The sequence below is a fragment of the Hydrogenophaga sp. GW823-FHT04C09 genome (genome assembly GCF_058796355.1).
Genome location: NZ_JBXAIO010000002.1, coordinates 656257 through 674475 on the forward strand (window position 1 = coordinate 656257; position 18219 = coordinate 674475).

Annotated in this window: 19 protein-coding genes; 11 read left to right on the forward strand and 8 right to left on the reverse strand. The window is 67.8% G+C overall.

Annotation, left to right across the window (positions count from 1 at the left end):
- Positions 1–3: 3 nt before the first annotated feature.
- Positions 4–921, reverse strand: coding sequence for an alpha/beta fold hydrolase (locus AC1Q9M_RS08300; protein WP_382160311.1), 918 nt, complete (start codon positions 919–921; stop codon positions 4–6).
- 35 nt (positions 922–956) lie between these two features.
- On the opposite strand from AC1Q9M_RS08300, the gene AC1Q9M_RS08305 reads away from it, so the two are divergent.
- The gene (locus AC1Q9M_RS08305; RefSeq protein WP_492433264.1) at positions 957–2702 is read left to right on the forward strand and encodes an acetate--CoA ligase; all 1746 of its coding nucleotides are present in this window, start codon (positions 957–959) and stop codon (positions 2700–2702) included.
- Between the two features lie 424 nt (positions 2703–3126).
- Here the strand turns inward: AC1Q9M_RS08305 and AC1Q9M_RS08310 are convergent, their stop codons facing one another.
- Complete coding sequence (locus AC1Q9M_RS08310; RefSeq protein ID WP_492433266.1) at positions 3127–4047, reverse strand: LysR substrate-binding domain-containing protein; 921 nt, start codon at positions 4045–4047, stop codon at positions 3127–3129.
- A gap of 206 nt (positions 4048–4253) precedes the next feature.
- Here AC1Q9M_RS08310 and AC1Q9M_RS08315 point away from each other — a divergent pair, with 206 nt between their 5' ends.
- From AC1Q9M_RS08315 to AC1Q9M_RS08335, 5 genes are all read left to right on the forward strand, one after another.
- Positions 4254–5441, forward strand: coding sequence for an ABC transporter substrate-binding protein (locus AC1Q9M_RS08315; protein WP_444688254.1), 1188 nt, complete (start codon positions 4254–4256; stop codon positions 5439–5441).
- A 131-nt stretch (positions 5442–5572) separates the two neighbouring features.
- Positions 5573–6589: an ABC transporter ATP-binding protein gene (locus tag AC1Q9M_RS08320; protein WP_444688253.1), complete on the forward strand. Its 1017-nt coding sequence runs from the start codon at positions 5573–5575 to the stop codon at positions 6587–6589.
- Complete coding sequence (locus tag AC1Q9M_RS08325; RefSeq protein WP_444688252.1) at positions 6586–7542, forward strand: ABC transporter permease; 957 nt, start codon at positions 6586–6588, stop codon at positions 7540–7542. The genes AC1Q9M_RS08320 and AC1Q9M_RS08325 overlap by 4 nt, the downstream gene beginning before the upstream one ends.
- Positions 7532–8338: an ABC transporter permease gene (locus tag AC1Q9M_RS08330; RefSeq protein WP_382323625.1), complete on the forward strand. Its 807-nt coding sequence runs from the start codon at positions 7532–7534 to the stop codon at positions 8336–8338. Before AC1Q9M_RS08325 ends, AC1Q9M_RS08330 begins: the two co-directional genes overlap by 11 nt.
- 33 nt (positions 8339–8371) lie before the next feature.
- The gene (locus AC1Q9M_RS08335) at positions 8372–9826 is read left to right on the forward strand and encodes a gamma-aminobutyraldehyde dehydrogenase (RefSeq protein WP_492433269.1); all 1455 of its coding nucleotides are present in this window, start codon (positions 8372–8374) and stop codon (positions 9824–9826) included.
- Positions 9827–9933: 107 nt separating this feature from the next.
- On the opposite strand, the gene AC1Q9M_RS08340 is transcribed toward AC1Q9M_RS08335, so the two are convergent.
- Positions 9934–10617 carry a YiaD family glycine zipper/OmpA-like lipoprotein gene (locus AC1Q9M_RS08340; protein WP_382323626.1) on the reverse strand — a complete coding sequence of 228 codons (684 nt, stop codon included), beginning with the start codon at positions 10615–10617 and terminating at the stop codon, positions 9934–9936.
- Positions 10618–10731: 114 nt separating this feature from the next.
- Between AC1Q9M_RS08340 and AC1Q9M_RS08345 the strand changes: the two genes are divergently transcribed.
- The 4 genes from AC1Q9M_RS08345 (at position 10732) to AC1Q9M_RS08360 (ending at position 13435) form a co-directional block, all read left to right on the forward strand.
- Entirely contained in the window at positions 10732–11775 is a 1044-nt protein-coding gene (locus AC1Q9M_RS08345; RefSeq protein ID WP_444688250.1) for an aldo/keto reductase, read from the forward strand.
- A gap of 115 nt (positions 11776–11890) precedes the next feature.
- Entirely contained in the window at positions 11891–12382 is a 492-nt protein-coding gene (locus AC1Q9M_RS08350; protein WP_444688249.1) for an aminoacyl-tRNA deacylase, read from the forward strand.
- 61 nt (positions 12383–12443) lie between these two features.
- On the forward strand, positions 12444–13067 hold the full coding sequence (gene plsY / locus AC1Q9M_RS08355; protein ID WP_382160281.1) for a glycerol-3-phosphate 1-O-acyltransferase PlsY: 624 nt from the start codon (positions 12444–12446) through the stop codon (positions 13065–13067).
- Positions 13064–13435, forward strand: a complete 372-nt coding sequence (locus AC1Q9M_RS08360; RefSeq protein WP_444688248.1) for a RidA family protein — start codon at positions 13064–13066, stop codon at positions 13433–13435. The genes plsY and AC1Q9M_RS08360 overlap by 4 nt, the downstream gene beginning before the upstream one ends.
- Here AC1Q9M_RS08360 and AC1Q9M_RS08365 read toward each other — a convergent pair whose 3' ends face one another.
- Together AC1Q9M_RS08365 and AC1Q9M_RS08370 are read right to left on the reverse strand one after the other, a co-directional pair.
- A complete protein-coding gene (locus AC1Q9M_RS08365) occupies positions 13436–14065 on the reverse strand; it encodes a retropepsin-like aspartic protease family protein (protein WP_492433273.1) in 630 nt (209 codons plus the stop codon).
- A gap of 108 nt (positions 14066–14173) precedes the next feature.
- Positions 14174–14665 (reverse strand): YajQ family cyclic di-GMP-binding protein, encoded by a 492-nt coding sequence (locus tag AC1Q9M_RS08370; RefSeq protein ID WP_297401042.1) that lies wholly within the window; start codon positions 14663–14665, stop codon positions 14174–14176.
- A gap of 38 nt (positions 14666–14703) precedes the next feature.
- Here AC1Q9M_RS08370 and murB point away from each other — a divergent pair, with 38 nt between their 5' ends.
- Complete coding sequence (gene murB, locus AC1Q9M_RS08375) at positions 14704–15756, forward strand: UDP-N-acetylmuramate dehydrogenase (protein WP_492433276.1); 1053 nt, start codon at positions 14704–14706, stop codon at positions 15754–15756.
- 305 nt (positions 15757–16061) lie between these two features.
- Here the strand turns inward: murB and argG are convergent, their stop codons facing one another.
- From argG to AC1Q9M_RS08390, 3 genes are all read right to left on the reverse strand, one after another.
- Positions 16062–17393 carry an argininosuccinate synthase gene (argG, locus tag AC1Q9M_RS08380; RefSeq protein ID WP_382160267.1) on the reverse strand — a complete coding sequence of 444 codons (1332 nt, stop codon included), beginning with the start codon at positions 17391–17393 and terminating at the stop codon, positions 16062–16064.
- Between the two features lie 30 nt (positions 17394–17423).
- Positions 17424–17741 (reverse strand): pyrimidine/purine nucleoside phosphorylase, encoded by a 318-nt coding sequence (gene ppnP, locus AC1Q9M_RS08385; RefSeq protein WP_291112815.1) that lies wholly within the window; start codon positions 17739–17741, stop codon positions 17424–17426.
- A 79-nt stretch (positions 17742–17820) separates the two neighbouring features.
- On the reverse strand, positions 17821–18168 hold the full coding sequence (locus AC1Q9M_RS08390; protein ID WP_382323629.1) for an ArsC family reductase: 348 nt from the start codon (positions 18166–18168) through the stop codon (positions 17821–17823).
- Positions 18169–18219: the final 51 nt, after the last annotated feature.

Sequence of the window (18219 nt, forward strand, 5' to 3'; positions counted from 1 at the left end):
ACATCAGCCTGGGGCCTGGAGGAAATCCTCGATCAGGCCGGCCAGTGCTTCGGGCTGGTCGTGGTGCATCATGTGCCCGGCGTCGGGCACCTCGGCGCTGCGCAGCCGGGGCACGGCCTGGATGCGCTCGTGGTACTGGGCCAGGGTGAAGGCGCCCTTCCACCACAGGCCCAGGCTGTCGTCGCTGGCGGTCACCGAGAGCACGGGCGCGCTGATGCGGCGGTACAGCTCCAGCGCCTCGTCGAGCCGGTACAGGTTCGCGCCGACCACCTTGTGGGCCGCGTCACCCAGGATCTCCCAGCCGCCCTCGGCGTTCGGCGCGGCCCATTGGCGCGCCAGCCAGTCGGCCTTGTCGCGCGGCAGGCGCGGGTTGGTCTTCATGAGGCGCTGCGCCACGCCGTCGACCGAGCCGTAGGCCTTGAGGCCGTTCTCGCCCCGGTGCAGGGCCTTGACCTCGTCGATCCACTGCGCATAACGCCCCGGCGCCTGCGCGGGCCGCGTCTCGGGCATGCCGAAGCCTTCGAGGTTGACGAGGCGGCGGATGCGCTGGGGCCGCACGCCGCTGTAGATCATGGCCACGTTGCCGCCCATGCTGTGGCCCACGAGGTCCACCGCGCGCTCGCCGGCGTAGTGGTCGAGCAGGATGTCGAGGTCGGCGAGGTAGTCGGGGAACCAGTAGTTGTCGGGCGCGGGGCCGTCCGCCTTGGAGAGGCCGAAGCCGCGCCAGTCGGGCGCGATGATCCAGCGATCGCCGCGCATCGCGTCCACCACGAACTGCCAGGAGGCGGACACGTCCATCCAGCCGTGCACGAGCACCAGCGGGGCCTGCGTGGCATCGGGCTGGCCCCATTGGCGCACGTGGTAGTTCAGGTGGCGCACCGGGACGAACTCGGTGCGGGAAGGTTTCCGGGCTTGGTACATTCGATCGATCATAGAGAACGAGACGGAGACCGGCCATGCGATCGAGTCAAGCCAGAGACAAGTCCCCCACGCCCCCAAGGGACCTCTACGACCCCCTGCACCGGCGCTTTGCCTGGCAGGTGCCGACGCATTTCAACATCGCCGAGGTCTGCATGCGGCGCTGGGCCGAGCGGCCCGCCACCGCCTTGCGCACGGCGGTGATCGCCAGCGCGCCGGGCCGCGAGCCGCGCCACCACCGATATGCCGAACTCATGGACCAGGCCAACCGCCTGTCCAACGCCCTGGCCGCGCTGGGCGTGCAGCGCGGCGACCGCGTGGCCATCGTGCTGCCGCAGCGCTTCGAGACCGCCGTGGCCTACATGGCGGTGCTGCAGCTGGGCGCGGTGGGCATGCCGCTGTCGCAGCTGTTCGGCCCCGACGCGCTGGAGTACCGCCTGCACGACAGCGAGGCCGTTGTGGCGATCTGCGACCAGCCTTCGCTGCCCGCGCTGCTGGGCGTGCGCGAGCGCTGCCCCTTGCTGCGCGCGGTGATCGGGCTCGATGGCGACGGCACGCCCGAGGGCATGCGCGCCGACCTGGACTGGAGCGAGCTGCTGGCGCAGGAGCCCACGGACTTCGTGCCCGTGAACACTTACGCCGACGAGGCCGCGGTGCTGATCTACACCAGCGGCACCACGGGCAACCCCAAGGGCGCCTTGATTCCGCACCGCGCGCTGATCGGCAACCTGAGCGGTTTCGTGTGCAGCCAGAACTGGTTTGGCTTCGATCCGTTCGATGCCTCGGTGGCATCGAAAGCGGTGTTCTGGTCGCCGGCCGACTGGGCCTGGACCGGTGGCCTGATGGACGCGCTGTTGCCCACGCTGTACTTCGGCCGGCCCATCGTGGGCCACAACGGCCGCTTCTCCCCCGAGCTCGCGTTCGAGCTGATGCAGCGGCATGGGGTGACGCACAGTTTCCTGTTTCCCACGGCGCTGAAGGCGATGATGAAGGCGGTGCCGGTGGTGCGGCCGCGCTACCGGTTGAAGCTGCAGGCGCTGATGAGCGCGGGCGAGGCGGTGGGGGACGCGGTGTTCGCGTGGTGTCGCGATCAGCTGGGCGTGACGGTGAACGAGATGTTCGGCCAGACCGAGATCAATTACATCGTGGGCAATTGCGCGCCGTTGTGGCCGGCGAAGCCGGGCAGCATGGGCAAGGCTTACCCCGGGCACCGGGTGGCGGTGCTGGACGATGAGGGCCGGGAATGCCCGGTGGGGGTGCCGGGGGATGTGGCGGTGCACCGGCTGGATGGGCATGGCGATCCGGATCCGGTGTTTTTTCTGGGGTATTGGAAGAACGAGGGGGCGACGCGCGCGAAGTACACGGGCGATCCGGCGGACAGCTGGTGCCGCACGGGCGATCTGGCGACGCGCGATGCCGAGGGTTATCTCTGGTACCAGGGGCGGGCGGACGATGTGTTCAAGGCGGCGGGGTACCGCATCGGGCCGAGCGAGATCGAGAACTGTCTGGTGAAGCACGCTTCGGTGGCGAATGCGGCGGTGGTGCCGAAACCGGATGCCGAGCGGGGGGCGTTGGTGAAGGCTTTTGTGGTGCTGGCCCCGGGGTGCGCCGGGGACGATGCGCTGGTGAAGGCGCTTCAGCTGCATGTGAAGGGGATGTTGGCGCCCTACGAGTACCCCAAGGAGATCGAGTTCATCGATGCTTTGCCCATGACGACCACGGGGAAGGTGCAGCGGCGGGTTTTGCGGTTGCTGGAGGAGGAGCGGGCGCGTTCGTCTCTCTAGCCTGCTTTGGCGCGGGGCCGCTGGTGCGGGTGGCCGTTCTCCGGCGCTGCTCGCGGACGGCTGCCCGGGCACGCCCACACCGCTTCGTCAACACCGGGCAGGCGCGCGACCTCTGTGGCAACCGCGAATGGGCGCCTGCGCCCGGCCACCCGCACCATCGACCCAGTGGCATGGTTGGCATTCAAGTGGTTGAATTCAAGTTTCATTTGAATTTCTTTCCCTTCACCCACCTTCCTCTCGACGGATGGTGGGGTTCGCGGGCGCAGGCGCCCATTCGCGGTTGCCACAGAGCCTGAGTGAGGGGGTGGAGTTGACGAGGTAACGGTGGCGAACCCGGGCAGCCGTCCGCGAGCAGCGCCGGAGAACGCGGACCACGCCATCCGGCAGCGCGAGGTCCAGGCCAGAAACCCCAGGCAAGAAAAAACTAGGCCACAGGCCGCCGAGACCGAGACTGACCCCGGGCCACCTCGATGAACTCCAGCACCTCCGCCCGAGGCTGGGACCCTCGGCGCCACACCAGCCCCACATCGACGGTAGGAACGGCATCGCGCAAAGTCCGCACCTCCACGTGCTCCGCATCCAGCGTCCAAGGCCGGTACAGGAAATCCGGCAGCACCGCCAACCCCGCCCCCACCCCCACCAAAGAACGCACCGCTTCCAAAGAGGACGTGCGCAACACCGTGCGCGGCTTCAGCTGATGGCGCGCCCACACACTGCGCATCAACAACTCGATCCGGTCCGCCTGCAACACCACCAGATCGTGCTGCGCACACTCCGCCAACCCCACCTCCGCCTGCGACGCCAGCGGATGGTCCGCCGCCATCCACACCCGGTTCGGTGACCGCGTCAGCGTCTCCGCCACCAAAGCCTGCGGCTCACCCAGCGCATTGCTCACCATGATCGCGATGTCCAGTTCGCCATTGATCAACAGGTGCTCCAGAAACGGCGGCGCGTCCTCCACCACCTGCAGATCCACCCCCGGACACGTGCGCCGGAACCGCGCGAACACCTCCGACAGGTAGTACCCCGCCACCAGACTCGTCACCCCGATCGTGAGTGAACCGGCCAACGGCGTCGCCCCCTGGTGCACACCCCGCGTGGCATCCGCCACCGCACCGATCACCCGCCGCGCCTTCACCAGAAACCGGTGCCCCTCCGGCGTCAGCCGCATGCCCTTGGGGCTGCGCTCGAACAACACCAGGCCCAGACCATCCTCCAGCTCCAGCACGCTCTTGGTGATCGCCGACTGCGCGATGTTCAGCATGCGCGAGGCCGCGGCCACGGAGTCCGATTCGGCCACCGCCAGGAAGTAGCGGAACTGCTTGAGCGTGATGTGCCGGTTCATGCTGGTGCGCACCACGCCAGAACTGCTGCCCTGTTGCGGTGCAAAAAAGATATGGGTAAACCCTTGCTCTCTATTTTCGAGATAGCTTACCGCAGCAATATTGAATTTTGAAAGCCGGGCCGGCCTTCCTACGATGCGCTGCAGTCGGCCCGCCGGGCGGTGGGCTGCGTTTCTGAAACCGCTATCAACCCATAGGTGATCGATCCATGAAACTCGCACAACGCCCCCTCGCCCGCACCGTCGCGGGTCTGCTGACGACGGCCCTCACCCTGGCCACCCTGGCCCCCGCCGCGCAGGCGCAATCGGCCCTCAAGAAACTGGGCAAAGGCGAAGGCCAGGTCGACATCGTGGCCTGGGCGGGCTACATCGAACGCGGCCAGACCGACAAGAACTTCGACTGGGTCACCGACTTCGAGAAAAAGACCAGTTGCAAGGTCAACGTGAAGACCGCCGGCACCTCCGACGAAATGGTCGCGCTCATGAACGAAGGCGGCTTCGACCTCGTCACCGCCTCGGGCGACGCCTCCATGCGCCTCATCGCCGGCAAGCGCGTGCAGCCCGTCAACGTGGACCTGATCCCCAGCTACAAGACCGTGGACCCGCGCCTGCAGAAGGCGCCCTGGCACTACGTGAACAACACGCACTACGGCACGCCCTACCAGTGGGGCTGGAACGTGCTCATGTACAACACCACCGTCTTCAAGGACAAGCCGCCCACCAGCTGGAACGTGGTGTTCGAGGAAACCACGCTGCCCGATGGCAAGAGCAACAAGGGTCGCGTGCAGGCCTTCGACGGCCCGATCTACATCGCCGACGCCGCGCTCTACCTGATGAAGAAGAACCCGGCCCTGGGCATCAAGGACCCCTACGAACTCAACGAGGCGCAGTACAAGGCCGCGCTGGACCTGCTGCGCGGCCAGCGCAAGCTGGTGGGCAAGTACTGGCACGACGCCTTCGTGCAGATCGACGACTTCACCAACGAAGGCGTGGTGGCTTCCAGCAGCTGGCAGTTCATGGCCAACATCCTCAAGAGCAAGAACCGCCCGGTCGCCACCGTGGTGCCGGTCGAAGGCGCGACGGGCTGGGCCGACACCACCATGCTGCACGCCGACGCCAAGCACCCCAACTGCGCCTATATGTGGATGGAGCACTCGCTCAACACCAAGCTGCAGGGCGACCTCTCGGCCTGGTTCGGCTCGGTGCCCTCGGTGCCGGCGGCCTGCAAGGGCAACAAGCTGCTGGGCGACCAGGGCTGTGCCAACCAGGGCTACAACAGCTTCGACAAGATCTCGTTCTGGAAGACGCCCACGAGCAAGTGCACGACGCAGAACAACAACTGCGTGCCGTACCACAAGTGGGTGTCGGACTACATCGCGGTATTGGGAGGCCGCTGACGCGGCACACCCCCGCGGCGCTTCGCGCCACCCCCTCGAGGGGGCGATGCCTGAGGCCCGGCAAAGCCGGTTCCTCGGCATCTCTGGATGAAGCGCCTCTTCTCTCGTGCTGTTTCTTCTGACCTTGTTGCATGACCACTGCCGTCACCCTTGAATCGGTTTCCTGCGTGTTCGGCAGCGGCGCGCAGGCCGTGCGCGCGGTCGACCGCGTGGACCTCACCATCGAAGGCGGGGAGTTCTTCACCTTGCTCGGGCCCTCGGGCTCGGGCAAGACGACCTGCCTGCGCATGATCGGCGGCTTCACGCTGCCGACCTCGGGCCGCATCCTCATCGGCGGGCAGGACGTGTCGCACCTGCCGCCGTACGCGCGGCCGGTGAACACGGTGTTCCAGGACTACGCGCTGTTCCCGCACATGAACATCCGCGACAACGTGGCCTACGGCCTGATGGTGCAGGGCGTTGACAAGTCGGCGCGGCACGCGCGTGCCGAGCAGATGCTGGACCTGGTGCGGCTCTCGGGCGTGGGCGAGCGCCGCCCGGGCCAGCTCTCGGGTGGCCAGCGCCAGCGCGTGGCGCTGGCGCGCGCGCTGATCAACCAGCCACAGGTGCTGCTGCTCGACGAGCCGCTGGGGGCGCTCGACCTCAAGCTGCGCGAGCAGATGCAGACCGAGCTGAAAGCCCTGCAGCGGCAGCTGGGCATCACCTTCCTCTTCATCACGCACGACCAGCACGAGGCGCTGTCCATGAGCGACCGCATCGGCGTGTTCAGCAACGGCCGGCTGGAGCAGGTCGGCGCGCCGCAGGCCATCTACAACCGCCCGGCCACGCGCTTCGTGGCCGAGTTCGTGGGCGCGGCCAATGTGTTCGACGGCGCGCGGGCGCGCGAGATCGCGGGGGTGGACAGCGTCATGCTTCGGCCCGAGCGCATCCGCCTGGGCCCCTCGCCGCAGGCGCGCCTGAGCGGCGCGGTGATCGACGCGCAGTACTTCGGCTCGTTCTCGCGCGTGCGGGTGGACTGGGGCGGCGAGGCCATCTCGGTGGACCTCAACCCCGAGCTGCACCCCGAGCTGCCCACGCCGGGCGACACGGTGCACCTGCACTGGCAGGCCGATGCGGTGCACCCGCTGCAGCCAGGTGCGGCGCCATGAGCCTGGCCCTGTCCGCCTTCCCGCCGCGGGTGCCGCGTGGCGGCGCGCTGCGCCGGCTTTCGGACCTGCTCTACACCCGCCGTGGCCTGCTGATGGCCGCATTGCTCGGGCCGCCGCTGCTGTGGTTCGGCGTGATCTACCTGGGCTCGCTGTTCGCGCTGCTGGCCAACAGCTTCTTCGCGCTCGACGAGTTCTCCGGCGTGGTGGACCGCACGCGCTTCACGCTGCAGAACTTCCGCGAGATGACCGACCCCGCCAACGTGGACGTGGTGATGCGCACCGTCGCCATGGCGGTCAGCGTCACGCTGGCCTGCGGGCTCATCGCCTTTCCCATCGCCTACTACATGGCGCGGTATGCGCGCGGCCCGCAGAAGGCGCTGCTCTACATCGCGGTGATGCTGCCGCTGTGGTCCAGCTACCTGGTGCGGCTCTACGCCTGGAAGCTGCTGCTGGCCAAGGAGGGCGCGATCTCCTGGGTGCTGGCCGAGGTGCACATGACCTGGCTGCTCGATCTCGTGCTGTCCACACCCGGCATCGGCGGCAACTCGCTCTCGTTCTCGCGCCTGGGCACCTTCATCGTCTTCGTCTACATGTGGCTGCCTTTCATGATCCTGCCGATCCAGGCCGCCATCGAGCGCATCCCGGGCTCGCTGCTCGAAGCCTCCAGCGACCTCGGCGCGCGCGGCGGCACCACCTTCTGGAAGGTGATCTTTCCGCTCGCCATGCCGGGCATCGCGGCCGGTTCCATCTTCACCTTCTCGCTCACATTGGGCGACTACATCATTCCGCAGGTGATCGGCGACTCCACGCTGTTCATCGGCCAGGTGGTGTACCGCCAGCAGGGCGTGGCGGGCAACGTGCCCTTCGCCGCCGCGTTCTCGCTGGTGCCCATCGTGGTCATCGGCGTCTACCTGTGGATCGCCAAACGCCTGGGGGCTTTCGATGCGCTCTGACCCGTCCCGCGCCGGCTGGGGCCTGAAGGCCGCGACCTGGGCCGGCGTGCTGTTCCTGCACATCCCGCTCGCGCTCATCATCCTCTACGCCTTCAGCGCCGAGGACAAAAGCTACGTGTTCCCGCCGCCGGGCCTCACCACGCAATGGTTCGCCGCGGCCTGGGCGCGAGAGGACGTGTGGGCCGCCATCGGCCTGTCGTTCCGCGTCGCGCTGATCGCCACCGCGCTGGCCATGGTGCTGGGCACGCTGGCGGCGGCCGGCCTGGCGCGCACGCGCTTCTTCGGCCGCGACGCGATCTCGCTGCTGCTGATCCTGCCGATCGCGCTGCCCGGCATCATCACCGGCATCGCGCTGCGCACCGCGTACCACACGATGGAGATCCCGTTCAGCTTCTGGACCATCGTGGTCGGTCACGCCACCTTCTGCGTGGTGGTGGTCTACAACAACGCGGTGGCGCGGCTGCGGCGCACCAGCCCTTCGCTGATCGAGGCCTCGATGGACCTGGGCGCGGACAGCTTCCAGACGATCCGCTACGTGATCCTGCCGCAGCTCGGCTCGGCCCTGCTGGCCGGTGGCCTGCTGGCGTTCGCGCTGAGCTTCGACGAGGTCATCGTCACCACCTTCACCGCCGGGCAGCAGACCACGCTGCCGATCTGGATGCTGCAGGAGCTGATCCGCCCGCGCCAGCGGCCGGTCACCAACGTGGTGGCGGTGGTCATCATCGCGCTCACCTTCATCCCCATCCTGGCCGCGTATGTCCTCACGCGCGCCGACGAACAACCCAACGGGCGCTGAGCCCGAACCCCTTCCACCCCGACGGAGACCACCATGGGCAAGACCCCCGATTTCCAAGTCCCGATATCGACCGAGCTGTTCATCGACGGCCAGTTCGTGGCCGGCGAGGGCGAGCGCGAGCGCGTGCTGAACCCGGCCACGGGCGACGTGATCGCGCAGGTGCCCGAGGCCTCGTACGAGCAGATCCACAGGGCGGTGCTGGGGGCCAGCCGCGCGTTCGACAGCTGGAGCGAGACCACGCCCATGGAGCGCTCGCGCCTGTTGCTCAAGGTGGCCGATGCGATCGAGCAGCGCGCCGAGCAGTTCGCGCGGCTGGAGTCGCTCAACTGCGGCAAGCCCTATGCGCGCGCGCTGGAGGACGAGATTCCTGCCATCGTCGACTGCTTCCGCTTCTTCGCGGGCGCGGCGCGCTGCATGACGGGCTCGGTGGCCGGCGAGTACCTGCCGGGCCACACCAGCATGATTCGGCGCGACCCCATCGGCGTGGTCGGCTCGATCGCGCCCTGGAACTACCCGCTGATGATGGCCGCCTGGAAATGCGCGCCCGCGCTGGCGGCCGGCAACACCGTGGTGCTCAAGCCCAGCGAGCAGACGCCGCTGACCACGCTGATGCTCGCGCGCGTGGTGGCCGAGATCCTGCCCAAGGGGGTGTTCAACGTGGTCTGCGGCCGCGGCCCCAGCGTGGGCCAGCCGCTGGTGGAGCACCCGCTGGTGCGCATGGTCTCGCTCACCGGCGATGTGTCCACCGGCCGCAAGATCCTGCAGGCCGCCACCGGCACGCTCAAGCGCACGCACCTGGAGCTGGGCGGCAAGGCGCCGGTGCTGGTGTTCGACGACGCCGACATCGACGCGGTGGTGGAGGGCATCCGCACCTTCGGTTACTACAACGCGGGGCAGGACTGCACGGCGGCCTGCCGGCTCTACGCGGGCGCCAAGGTGTACGACCGGCTGGTGGCCGACCTCAGCAGCGCGGTCAAGACCATCCAGATGGGCACGCAGGACGAGGCGGGCGTGGAGCTGGGCCCGCTGATCACCGACCGCCAGCGCGACCGTGTGGCGAGCTTCGTGGAGCGCGCGCAGATGCTGGGCCACATGGAAGTCACCGCCGGCGGCAAGATGCGCTCGGGCAGCGGTTTCTTCTACGAACCCACGGTGATCGCGGGGGCGCGGCAGGACGACGAGATCGTGCGCCGCGAGGTGTTCGGGCCGGTGGTGTCGGTGACGCGCTTCACCGACCCCGAGGAGGCCGTGACCTGGGCCAACGATTCGGAGTACGGCCTGGCTTCATCGGTGTGGACGCAGGACGTGTCGCGCGCGCTGCGCGTGGCGCGCAAGCTGCAGTACGGCTGCACCTGGATCAACACCCACTTCATGCTGGCCAACGAGATGCCGCACGGTGGCATGAAGGCCAGCGGCTATGGCAAGGACATGTCGATGTACGCGCTGGAGGACTACACGGTCGCACGCCACGTGATGGCGAGGCTGTGAGGCATCCCCCGCCGCGCTGCGCGCGACCCCCCTGAAAGGGGGGGCGACACCTGGGACCGGCGGAGCCGGATCCTCGGTGTCACTGGTTGGGGCTGCCTCGCTCCGACTTAGCGCGCTGCGGTTTGTGCGGGTTCGGCCACGTAGATCTCTACGCGGCGGTTGGCGGCGCGGCCCTGGGCCGTGCTGTTGTCCGCGACCGGTTGGTGCGAGCCTCGGCCGTCGGTGGCGATGCGGCTGGCCGCGACGCCGCGCGCCACGAGGTAGTCGCGCGTGGCGTTGGCGCGGTCGAAGGACAGCGGGTTGTTCACGGCGTCGCTGCCGGTGCTGTCGGTGTGGCCCACGATGGCCACGGCGGTCACCGGGTTGGCGTTGAGCGTGCCGGCGAACTGGCTGAGCACGTTCTGCAGCGTGGGGCTCACGGTCGAACGGCCGGTGGCGAAACCGGCGTCGGCCGGCACGTCGAGCTTGAGGCGGTTGTCGCTGGTCTGGCTCACGCCGATGCCGGTGCCTGCCGTGGCGGCCTCCATCTGCTTCTTCTGCTCCTGCATCTTGTTGGACCAGACATAGCCACCCACCGCGCCCGCGCCGGCACCGAGCACGGCGCCCGTGGCCGCGCCCTTGGAGCCGCCCGTGGCCGCGCCGAGCAGGGCGCCCGCGACAGCACCGATGCCGGCGCCTTTGGCGGTGCCGCTTTGCGTTTCACTCATGTTGGCGCAACCGGCCAGGGCAAGCGCCGCGGCCAGTGTGGTGACCGTCAGGCCTCGGGTCAGATGGATGTTGAAGTTGGACATGGTTTTTCTCCACTGCTTGGTTGAAGGTCGATTGAGACGTGCAAGGCACCCTAAACTTATACCCCTACGGGTTTCAGCCGAAACCTCCTTCAGTTCCTATTTACAAATACTTGCATGAAGAACGTACCACTGGGCACCAGCGCGCTGCGCGTGCCCCCGATCTGCCTGGGCACCATGACGTTTGGCGAGCAGGTGGACGAAGCCACCGCGCACCGCATCCTGGATCGCGCGCTGGAGCGTGAGATCAGCTTCCTCGACGCGGCCGAGATGTACTCGGTGCCGGCGCGCGCCGACACCAGCGGCTCCACCGAAACCATCCTGGGCAACTGGTTCGCCAAGCGGCCGGGCGCGCGCGACAAGCTGGTGCTGGCCACCAAGGTGGCCGGGCCGGCGCGCGGCATGCCCTGGCTGCGCCCCGAGGTGAGCAAGGCCGGCATCATCGAAGCCTGCGAAGCCAGCCTGCGCCGCCTGCAGACCGAGGTGATCGACCTCTACCAGATCCACTGGCCCGCGCGCAACGTGCCGGCCTTTGGCGCGATCTACTTCGACCCGGCCAAGGACAAGCCCGCGCCCTCCGTGCTCGAACAGCTCGAAGCCCTGGCCGAGCTGGTGAAGGCCGGCAAGGTCAAGGCCATCGGCCTGTCCAACGAGACCCCCTATGGCGTGCACGAGTTCGTGCGCCTGGCCGAGCAGCACGGCCTGCCGCGCGTGGCCACCGTGCAGAACCCGTACTGCCTGATCAACCGCAGTTACGAGAACGGGCTCGACGAAACCTGCCACCGGCTGGATGTGTCGCTGCTGGCGTATTCGCCGCTGGGCTTTGGCCTGCTGAGCGGCAAGTACGACGAGACCGGCCTGGTGGGCAACGCGGGCCGCATGGCGATCTACGAATCGATGCGCAAGCAGCGCTGGGGCCGGCCCGAAGCGCTGGACACCGCGCGCCGCTACAACGCGCTGGCGCGCGAACACGGCCTCACGCCCTCGCAGCTCGCGCTGGCCTTCTGCTACACCAACCGGCGCGTGGCCAGCACCATCATCGGTGTGACCACGCTGGCCCAGCTCGACGAGTGCCTGGACGCCTGGGACACGAAGCTCTCGCCGGAGCTGCTGGCGGCGATCGATGCGATCCGCTGGGAGAGCCGCGACCCCGCGCAGTGATCGGAACACCCCCGCCGCGCTTCGCGCGACCCCCTCAAGGGGGCGATGCCAGTGGCTCGGCAAAGCCGGTTCCACGGCATCCTTGGCCGAAGCCACTGCGGACCTGAAATCTTCCATGGCAAAAAAATCGCACGTGAGTGAAACGCCCGCCACCGCCTGGCTCAAGGCGCATGGCGTGGTGTTCACCGAGCACCCCTACGAGTACCTGGAGCACGGGGGCGCGCAGCACAGCGCGCAGGTGCTCGGGTTCGACCCCTTCGCGGTGGTGAAGACGCTGATCATGCAGGACGAGGCGGCCAGGCCGCTGGCGGTGCTGATGCACGGCAACCGCACCGTCTCCACCAAGAACCTGGCGCGGCAGATCGGCGCCAAGTCGGTCGAGCCCTGCAAGCCCGAGGTCGCCAACCGGCACAGCGGCTACTTCGTGGGTGGCACCTCGCCGTTCGGCCTCAAGCGCGACATGCCGGTGTGGGTGGAGGCCACGGTGCTCGGCTTGCCGAAGATCTGGATCAACGGCGGGCGCCGGGGTTTTCTCGTCGGCATCGATCCGGCGGTGCTCGCCGGTCCCCTGGGCGCCAAGCCGGTGAACTGCGCGCTGGCAGAATAGCCGCCCAGACACGGCTTCGCGCACAGACGCGGCGGCCCCACGAGAACGAGGAGCTTTCTTCATGACCTACCCCTTGCTGGCCACGCTGGCCGCCTACCTGATCGGCTCGCTGTCCTTCGCCGTGCTGGTGAGCCGCCTCATGGGGCTGAACGACCCGCGCACCTACGGCAGCAAGAACCCGGGCGCCACCAACGTGCTGCGCTCGGGCAACAAGGCGGCGGCCGTCATCACCCTGCTGCTCGATGCCTTCAAGGGCTGGCTGCCCGTGATGGCGGTGAAGTGGTGGGGTGAGGCCTATGGCCTGGGCGACGGCACGGTGGCGCTGGTGGGCCTGGCGGCCTTCCTGGGCCACCTGTACCCGGTGTTCTTCCGCTTCCAGGGCGGCAAGGGCGTGGCCACGGCCGCGGGCGTGATCCTCGCGTTCCAGCCCTGGCTGGGGCTGGCGGCGCTCGCGACCTGGCTGATCATCGCCATCTTCTTCCGCTATTCGTCGCTCGCCTCCATCGTCACGGCGGTCTTCGCGCCGGCCTACTTCCTGCTCGGCAACCGGGTGGCCTGGGACGCACCGGGCGTGCAGGTGCTGAGCCTGGCCGTCATGGGCCTGCTGCTGGTGTGGCGGCATTCGGAAAACATCAACCGCCTGCTGGCCGGCACCGAAAGCAAACTGGGAGCGAAGAAGAAATGAGCGATCTGCACAAGGACATCACCCGCATCGGCATGGCCGCGCGCTACAGCGAGGCCGCGGTGTTCAACGGCGTGGTCTACCTCGCGGGCATGGTGCCCGAGCGCGGCGACACCGACATCGCGGGCCAGACGCAGGACGTGCTGGAGCAGGTGCAGCAGCGCCTGCTCGAAGCGGGCAGTGACAAGTCGCGCATCCTGCGCGCGCAGATCTACCTCACCGACATCCGCGACATCGCGGCCATGAACGAGGTGTGGGACGCCTGGGTGGTGCCGGGCACCGCGCCGCCGCGCGCCACGGTGCAGGCCGCGCTGGCCAACCCGGCCTGGCGCATCGAGATCGTGGTCACCGCCGCGCAGAACGCGGCCTGATCAATAGCGTTTTTCCAGCGTCAGCTGGTCGTTGTGGCGCTGCATCTGAAAGCGCGTGAGAAAGCTGTTGCCCAGCAGCACATAAGTCATGGGTTGCGGCAGCACGATGGCCGCGACGCTGTACACCTGGGCATCGCCCACACGCACCGAGTCCAGTTGCACCTGATGGCCCACGACGCGGCCATTGGCGGTGGCCACACCCACTTTGCGGCCCTTGGTGTAGTCCAGCTGGATGCGTTTGGCATCGGACTCGCTGAGGATCACCGTGGTCGCGCCGGTGTCCACCATGAACTGCACGGTGCGCCCGTTGATCTGGCCGGTGGGCATGAAGTGGCCCTGGGCGTCGGCGGTGAGCACGATGCGCTGGGCACCACCGCCATCCTGGCCCGATGAAGACCGGCCCAGGCTGACCGGTGCATCGCCCACCCGCAGGGTCAGGCGCTGGCCGTTGATGTCGAACACGGCCGCCTCGCCCTGCAGGCTCAGCAGCTTCACACCTTGCTGGATCTGGCCGGGGCTCATGAAACGCGGCGCGGCGCCATCGATGTTCACCAGCGCCTTGCCACCGGCCACACCCGACAGCGCGACCTGCTGGGACAGGGCGGGCAGCGCCAGAAGAAGACCCGCCACGAGCGCGGAGGCCTTGGGCCAGAGGCGCCGTGGAACCGGCTTTGCCGGGCCGCCAGCGCCGCCCCCCTGGAGGGGGGTGACGCCGAAAGCGGCGCAGGGGGTATTCACTTAATCTCTGAAGTTGTTGAAGGACAGCGGCAGGTCCTTGAGCTCGCTGCGGATCAGCGCCATGGCGGCCTGCAGGTCGTCGCGCTTGGCCCCGGTCACGCGCACCGCATCGCCCTGGATCGCGCCCTGCACCTTGAGCTTGCTGCCCTTGATGACCTGCTGGATCTTCTTGCCGTCTTCGGTGCTGATGCCGTTGCGCACCTTGACGACCTGCTTGACCTTGTCGCCGCCGGCCTTTTCGACCTTGCCGACATCGAGGAAGCGCGCGTCCACGCCGCGCTTGGTCAGTTTGCCGCGCAGCACGTCGTCGATCTGCTGCAGCTGGAACTCGGCGTCGCCGTGCAGGATGATTTCTTTCTCTTTTTCCTTGAGCTCGATGGCGGCACCGGTGCCCTTGAAATCGAAGCGCGTGCCGATCTCGCGCGTCACCTGGTCCACCGCGTTTTTCACTTCGACGAAATCGGCTTCGAGTACGGTGTCAAAAGAAGGCATGGCTGATGAATCCTGAGGGTGGGTGAGACAATCCGGGGATGGTAGTCGAGAACAACGTGGCGCTCCAGCCATACAACAGTTTTGGCATCGTGGCGCGCGCGCTGCGGCTGGCCCGCGTGCGCGACGAAACGGAGTTGCGCGCGCTCATGGCGGGCGCCGATTGGCCCGCGCTCACGCGCGAGGCGCCGCCCTTCGTGCTGGGCGGCGGCAGCAACCTGGTGGTGACGGGCGACATCAAGCCGCTGGTGCTCAAGGTGGAGATCCGCGGGCGCCAGCTGGTGGAGGAGTCGGCCCGGGGCTGGCTGGTGGAGGCGGGCGCGGGCGAGAACTGGCACGAGACCGTGGCCTGGACGCTGGCGCAGGGCTGGCCGGGGCTGGAAAACCTGGCCCTGATTCCGGGTTGTGTGGGTGCGTCGCCGGTGCAGAACATCGGCGCCTATGGCGTGGAGCTGCAGGACCGTTTTCATGAGCTGGACGCGATCGACCTGCAGACCGGGCAGAGTTTCACCCTGAACGCCGCGCAGTGCGGCTTTGGCTACCGGGACTCGGTGTTCAAGCACACGCCGGCGGGCGAGAAGGGTCTGGGCCTGGCGGGGCGCGCGCTGATCACGCGGGTGCGTTTCTGGCTGCCCAAGCCCTGGAAGCCGGTGCTGGGCTATGCGGACCTGGAGCGCCGGATGGCCGAGACCGGCATGTCCCATCCCGACGCGCAGCAGATCTTCGACTGGATCTGCGCGATCCGGCGCGCGAAGCTGCCGGACCCGGTGGTGATCGGCAACGCGGGCAGTTTCTTCAAGAACCCGACGGTGAGTGTGGAGCAGTGTGCGGACATCATCGCGCGCGACCCGAAGGTGGTGCACTACCCGATGGCCGACGGCAGCATCAAGCTGGCGGCGGGTTGGCTGATCGACGCCTGTGGCTGGAAGGGCCGGGGCGTGGGGAATGCCGGGGTCTACGAGAAGCAGGCGCTGGTGCTGGTGAACCGGGGTGGGGCGACCGGGGGGGAGGTGATGACTTTGGCGAAGGCCATCCAGACCAGTGTGTATGAGCGGTTCGGGATTTTGCTGGAGCCTGAGCCTGTGGTGGTCTGAGGTTTCTCGCCTGCGCTTCTTCGGGTCCGCCGTCGCCGGGTGGTCGGCTCCGCGAATGTCCCCCGGCGGCTGGTGCCGCCTCCTCCTTTACTTCGCTGCGCCAACCACCCGACGTCGTCGGACCTGCCAGCCGATAGGCACGCCAACAAGAGGGAAAAGCGCGAGCGCCAGCATCTCCCCGGGTCGGGGTGCTCCGGCGTTCTGCGCAGCGGGGTAAAGGAGGAGGCGGCACCAGCCGCCGGGGGACACCCGCGGAGCAGAGCGCCGGAGCGCCCCGACCCCGCGAGGTCACTGAAAGAAAGACCTTATTCGCCTTCGAGCTTCAGCATCTGCGAACCCTCACCGAGCGACAGAAGACCACTCTTGGCATAGATGCCCAGTTTGGCCCGCGTGTCGGTGATGTCGAGGTTGCGCATGGTCAGCTGGCCGATGCGGTCCAGCGGCGAGAACGGCGCGTCCTCCACCTTCTCCATGCTCAGCCGCTCCGGCGCGTACGTGAGGTTCGCGCTCTCGGTGTTCAGGATCGAATAGTCGTTGCCCCGGCGCAGCTCCACCGTCACCTCGCCCGTGATCGCACGCGCCACCCAGCGCTGCGCCGTCTCGCGCAACATGATGGCCTGCGGGTCGAACCAGCGGCCCTGGTACAGCAACCGGCCCAGGCGCAGACCGTTGATGCGGTACTGCTCGATCGTGTCCTCGTTGTGAATGCCCGTCACCAGGCGCTCGTACGCGATGAACAGCAGCGCCAGACCCGGGGCCTCGTAGATGCCACGGCTCTTGGCCTCGATGATGCGGTTCTCGATCTGATCGCTCATGCCCAGGCCATGGCGCCCGCCGATCTGATTGGCCTTCAGAATCAGGTCCACCGGGCTCGCGAACGTCTCGCCATTGAGCGCCACCGGCTGGCCCTCTTCGAAACGCACCGTCACCTCCTCGGCCTTCACCGCGCAGTCCTCGCGCCAGAACGGCACGCCCATGATCGGGTTGACGATGCGGATGCCGCTGTTGAGGTGCTCCAGGTCCTTGGCCTCGTGCGTGGCGCCCAGCATGTTGCTGTCGGTGCTGTAGGCCTTCTCGGCGCTCATCTTGTAGCCGAAGCCATTGGCCGTCATGAACGCGCTCATCTCGGCGCGGCCGCCCAGCTCGTCGATGAACAGCTGGTCCAACCAGGGCTTGTAGATCTTCAGGCTCGGGTTGGTCAGCAGACCGTAGCGGTAGAAGCGCTCGATGTCGTTGCCCTTGAAGGTCGAGCCGTCGCCCCAGATGTGGACGTCGTCCTCCTTCATCGCGGCCACCAGCATGGTGCCCGTGACCGCGCGGCCCAGCGGCGTGGTGTTGAAGTAGGTCACGCCGGCCGTGCTGATGTGGAAGGCGCCGCACTGCAGCGCGGCAATGCCTTCGTGCGCCAGCTGCGTGCGGCAGTCGATCAGGCGCGCCTTCTCGGCACCGTAGGCCAGGGCCTTGCGCGGGATCTCGTCGTAGTCCGGCTCGTCGGGCTGGCCCAGGTTGGCGGTGTAGGCATAAGGGATCGCGCCCTTCTGCTTCATCCACAGCAGCGCGGCGGAGGTGTCCAGGCCGCCGGAGAAGGCGATGCCGACTTTCTGTTGGGTGGGGAGGTTCTGAAGAATGGTGGCCATGGCGTTCGTTCTTTCGGCGGCGAGGGTCGATCAGCCGAAATGGCAGATGTAGTGGTAGGGCTCGGTCACGCGGATCTGGAAGCTGCTGTTGCCCGGCACGTTGAATTTCTCGCCAGGGCCCGACTTCTTCCACTCCGTGGTGCCCGCCAGCAAGTACTCGCAGCCGCCGGCCACGCATTCCATGATCTCGGGCGCGCCGGTGTTGAAGGTGAGGGTGGCGGGCAGCACCACGCCGACCGACTTTTTCGTGCCATCGGCCAGGGTGATGCCGTGGCTGACGCACTTGCCGTCGAAGTACACGTTGGCCTGGGTGTTGACGGTCACGCCGTCGAATTGGGTGGTGCTCATGGTGTTGGAGGGGGAGTAAAGCGAAGACGAAAGGCGAAACCGCGATTTTAGGCCGCGGGCCGGGGCGCGCCGCGCCGGCTCAGAGGCGCTGCTGCCAGGCGGTGGCGTCGAAGCCCACGGTGATGGCACCGTCGGCCCACTGCACGACCGGGCGCTTGATCACGCTCGGGTTCGCCAGCGCCACGGCGCGGGCGCTCGCGGCGTCTTTCACGCCGGTGCGCGTGGCCTCGTCGAGCTGGCGCCAGGTGGTGCCCTTGCGGTTGATCACGGTCTCCCAGCCGGCGGCGGTCAGCCAGCGGTCGAGCGCGGCCTCGGGCACGCCCTGTTTCTTGAAATCGTGGAAGTGGTGCTCGACGCCGTGTTCCGCCAGCCAGGTGCGGGCCTTCTTGACGGTGTCGCAGTTGGGGATGCCATGAACGGTGATCATGGCCCGCATTGTCCGCCATGTCCCCGCGGCCCCGGGCCCGGGACGGCGATG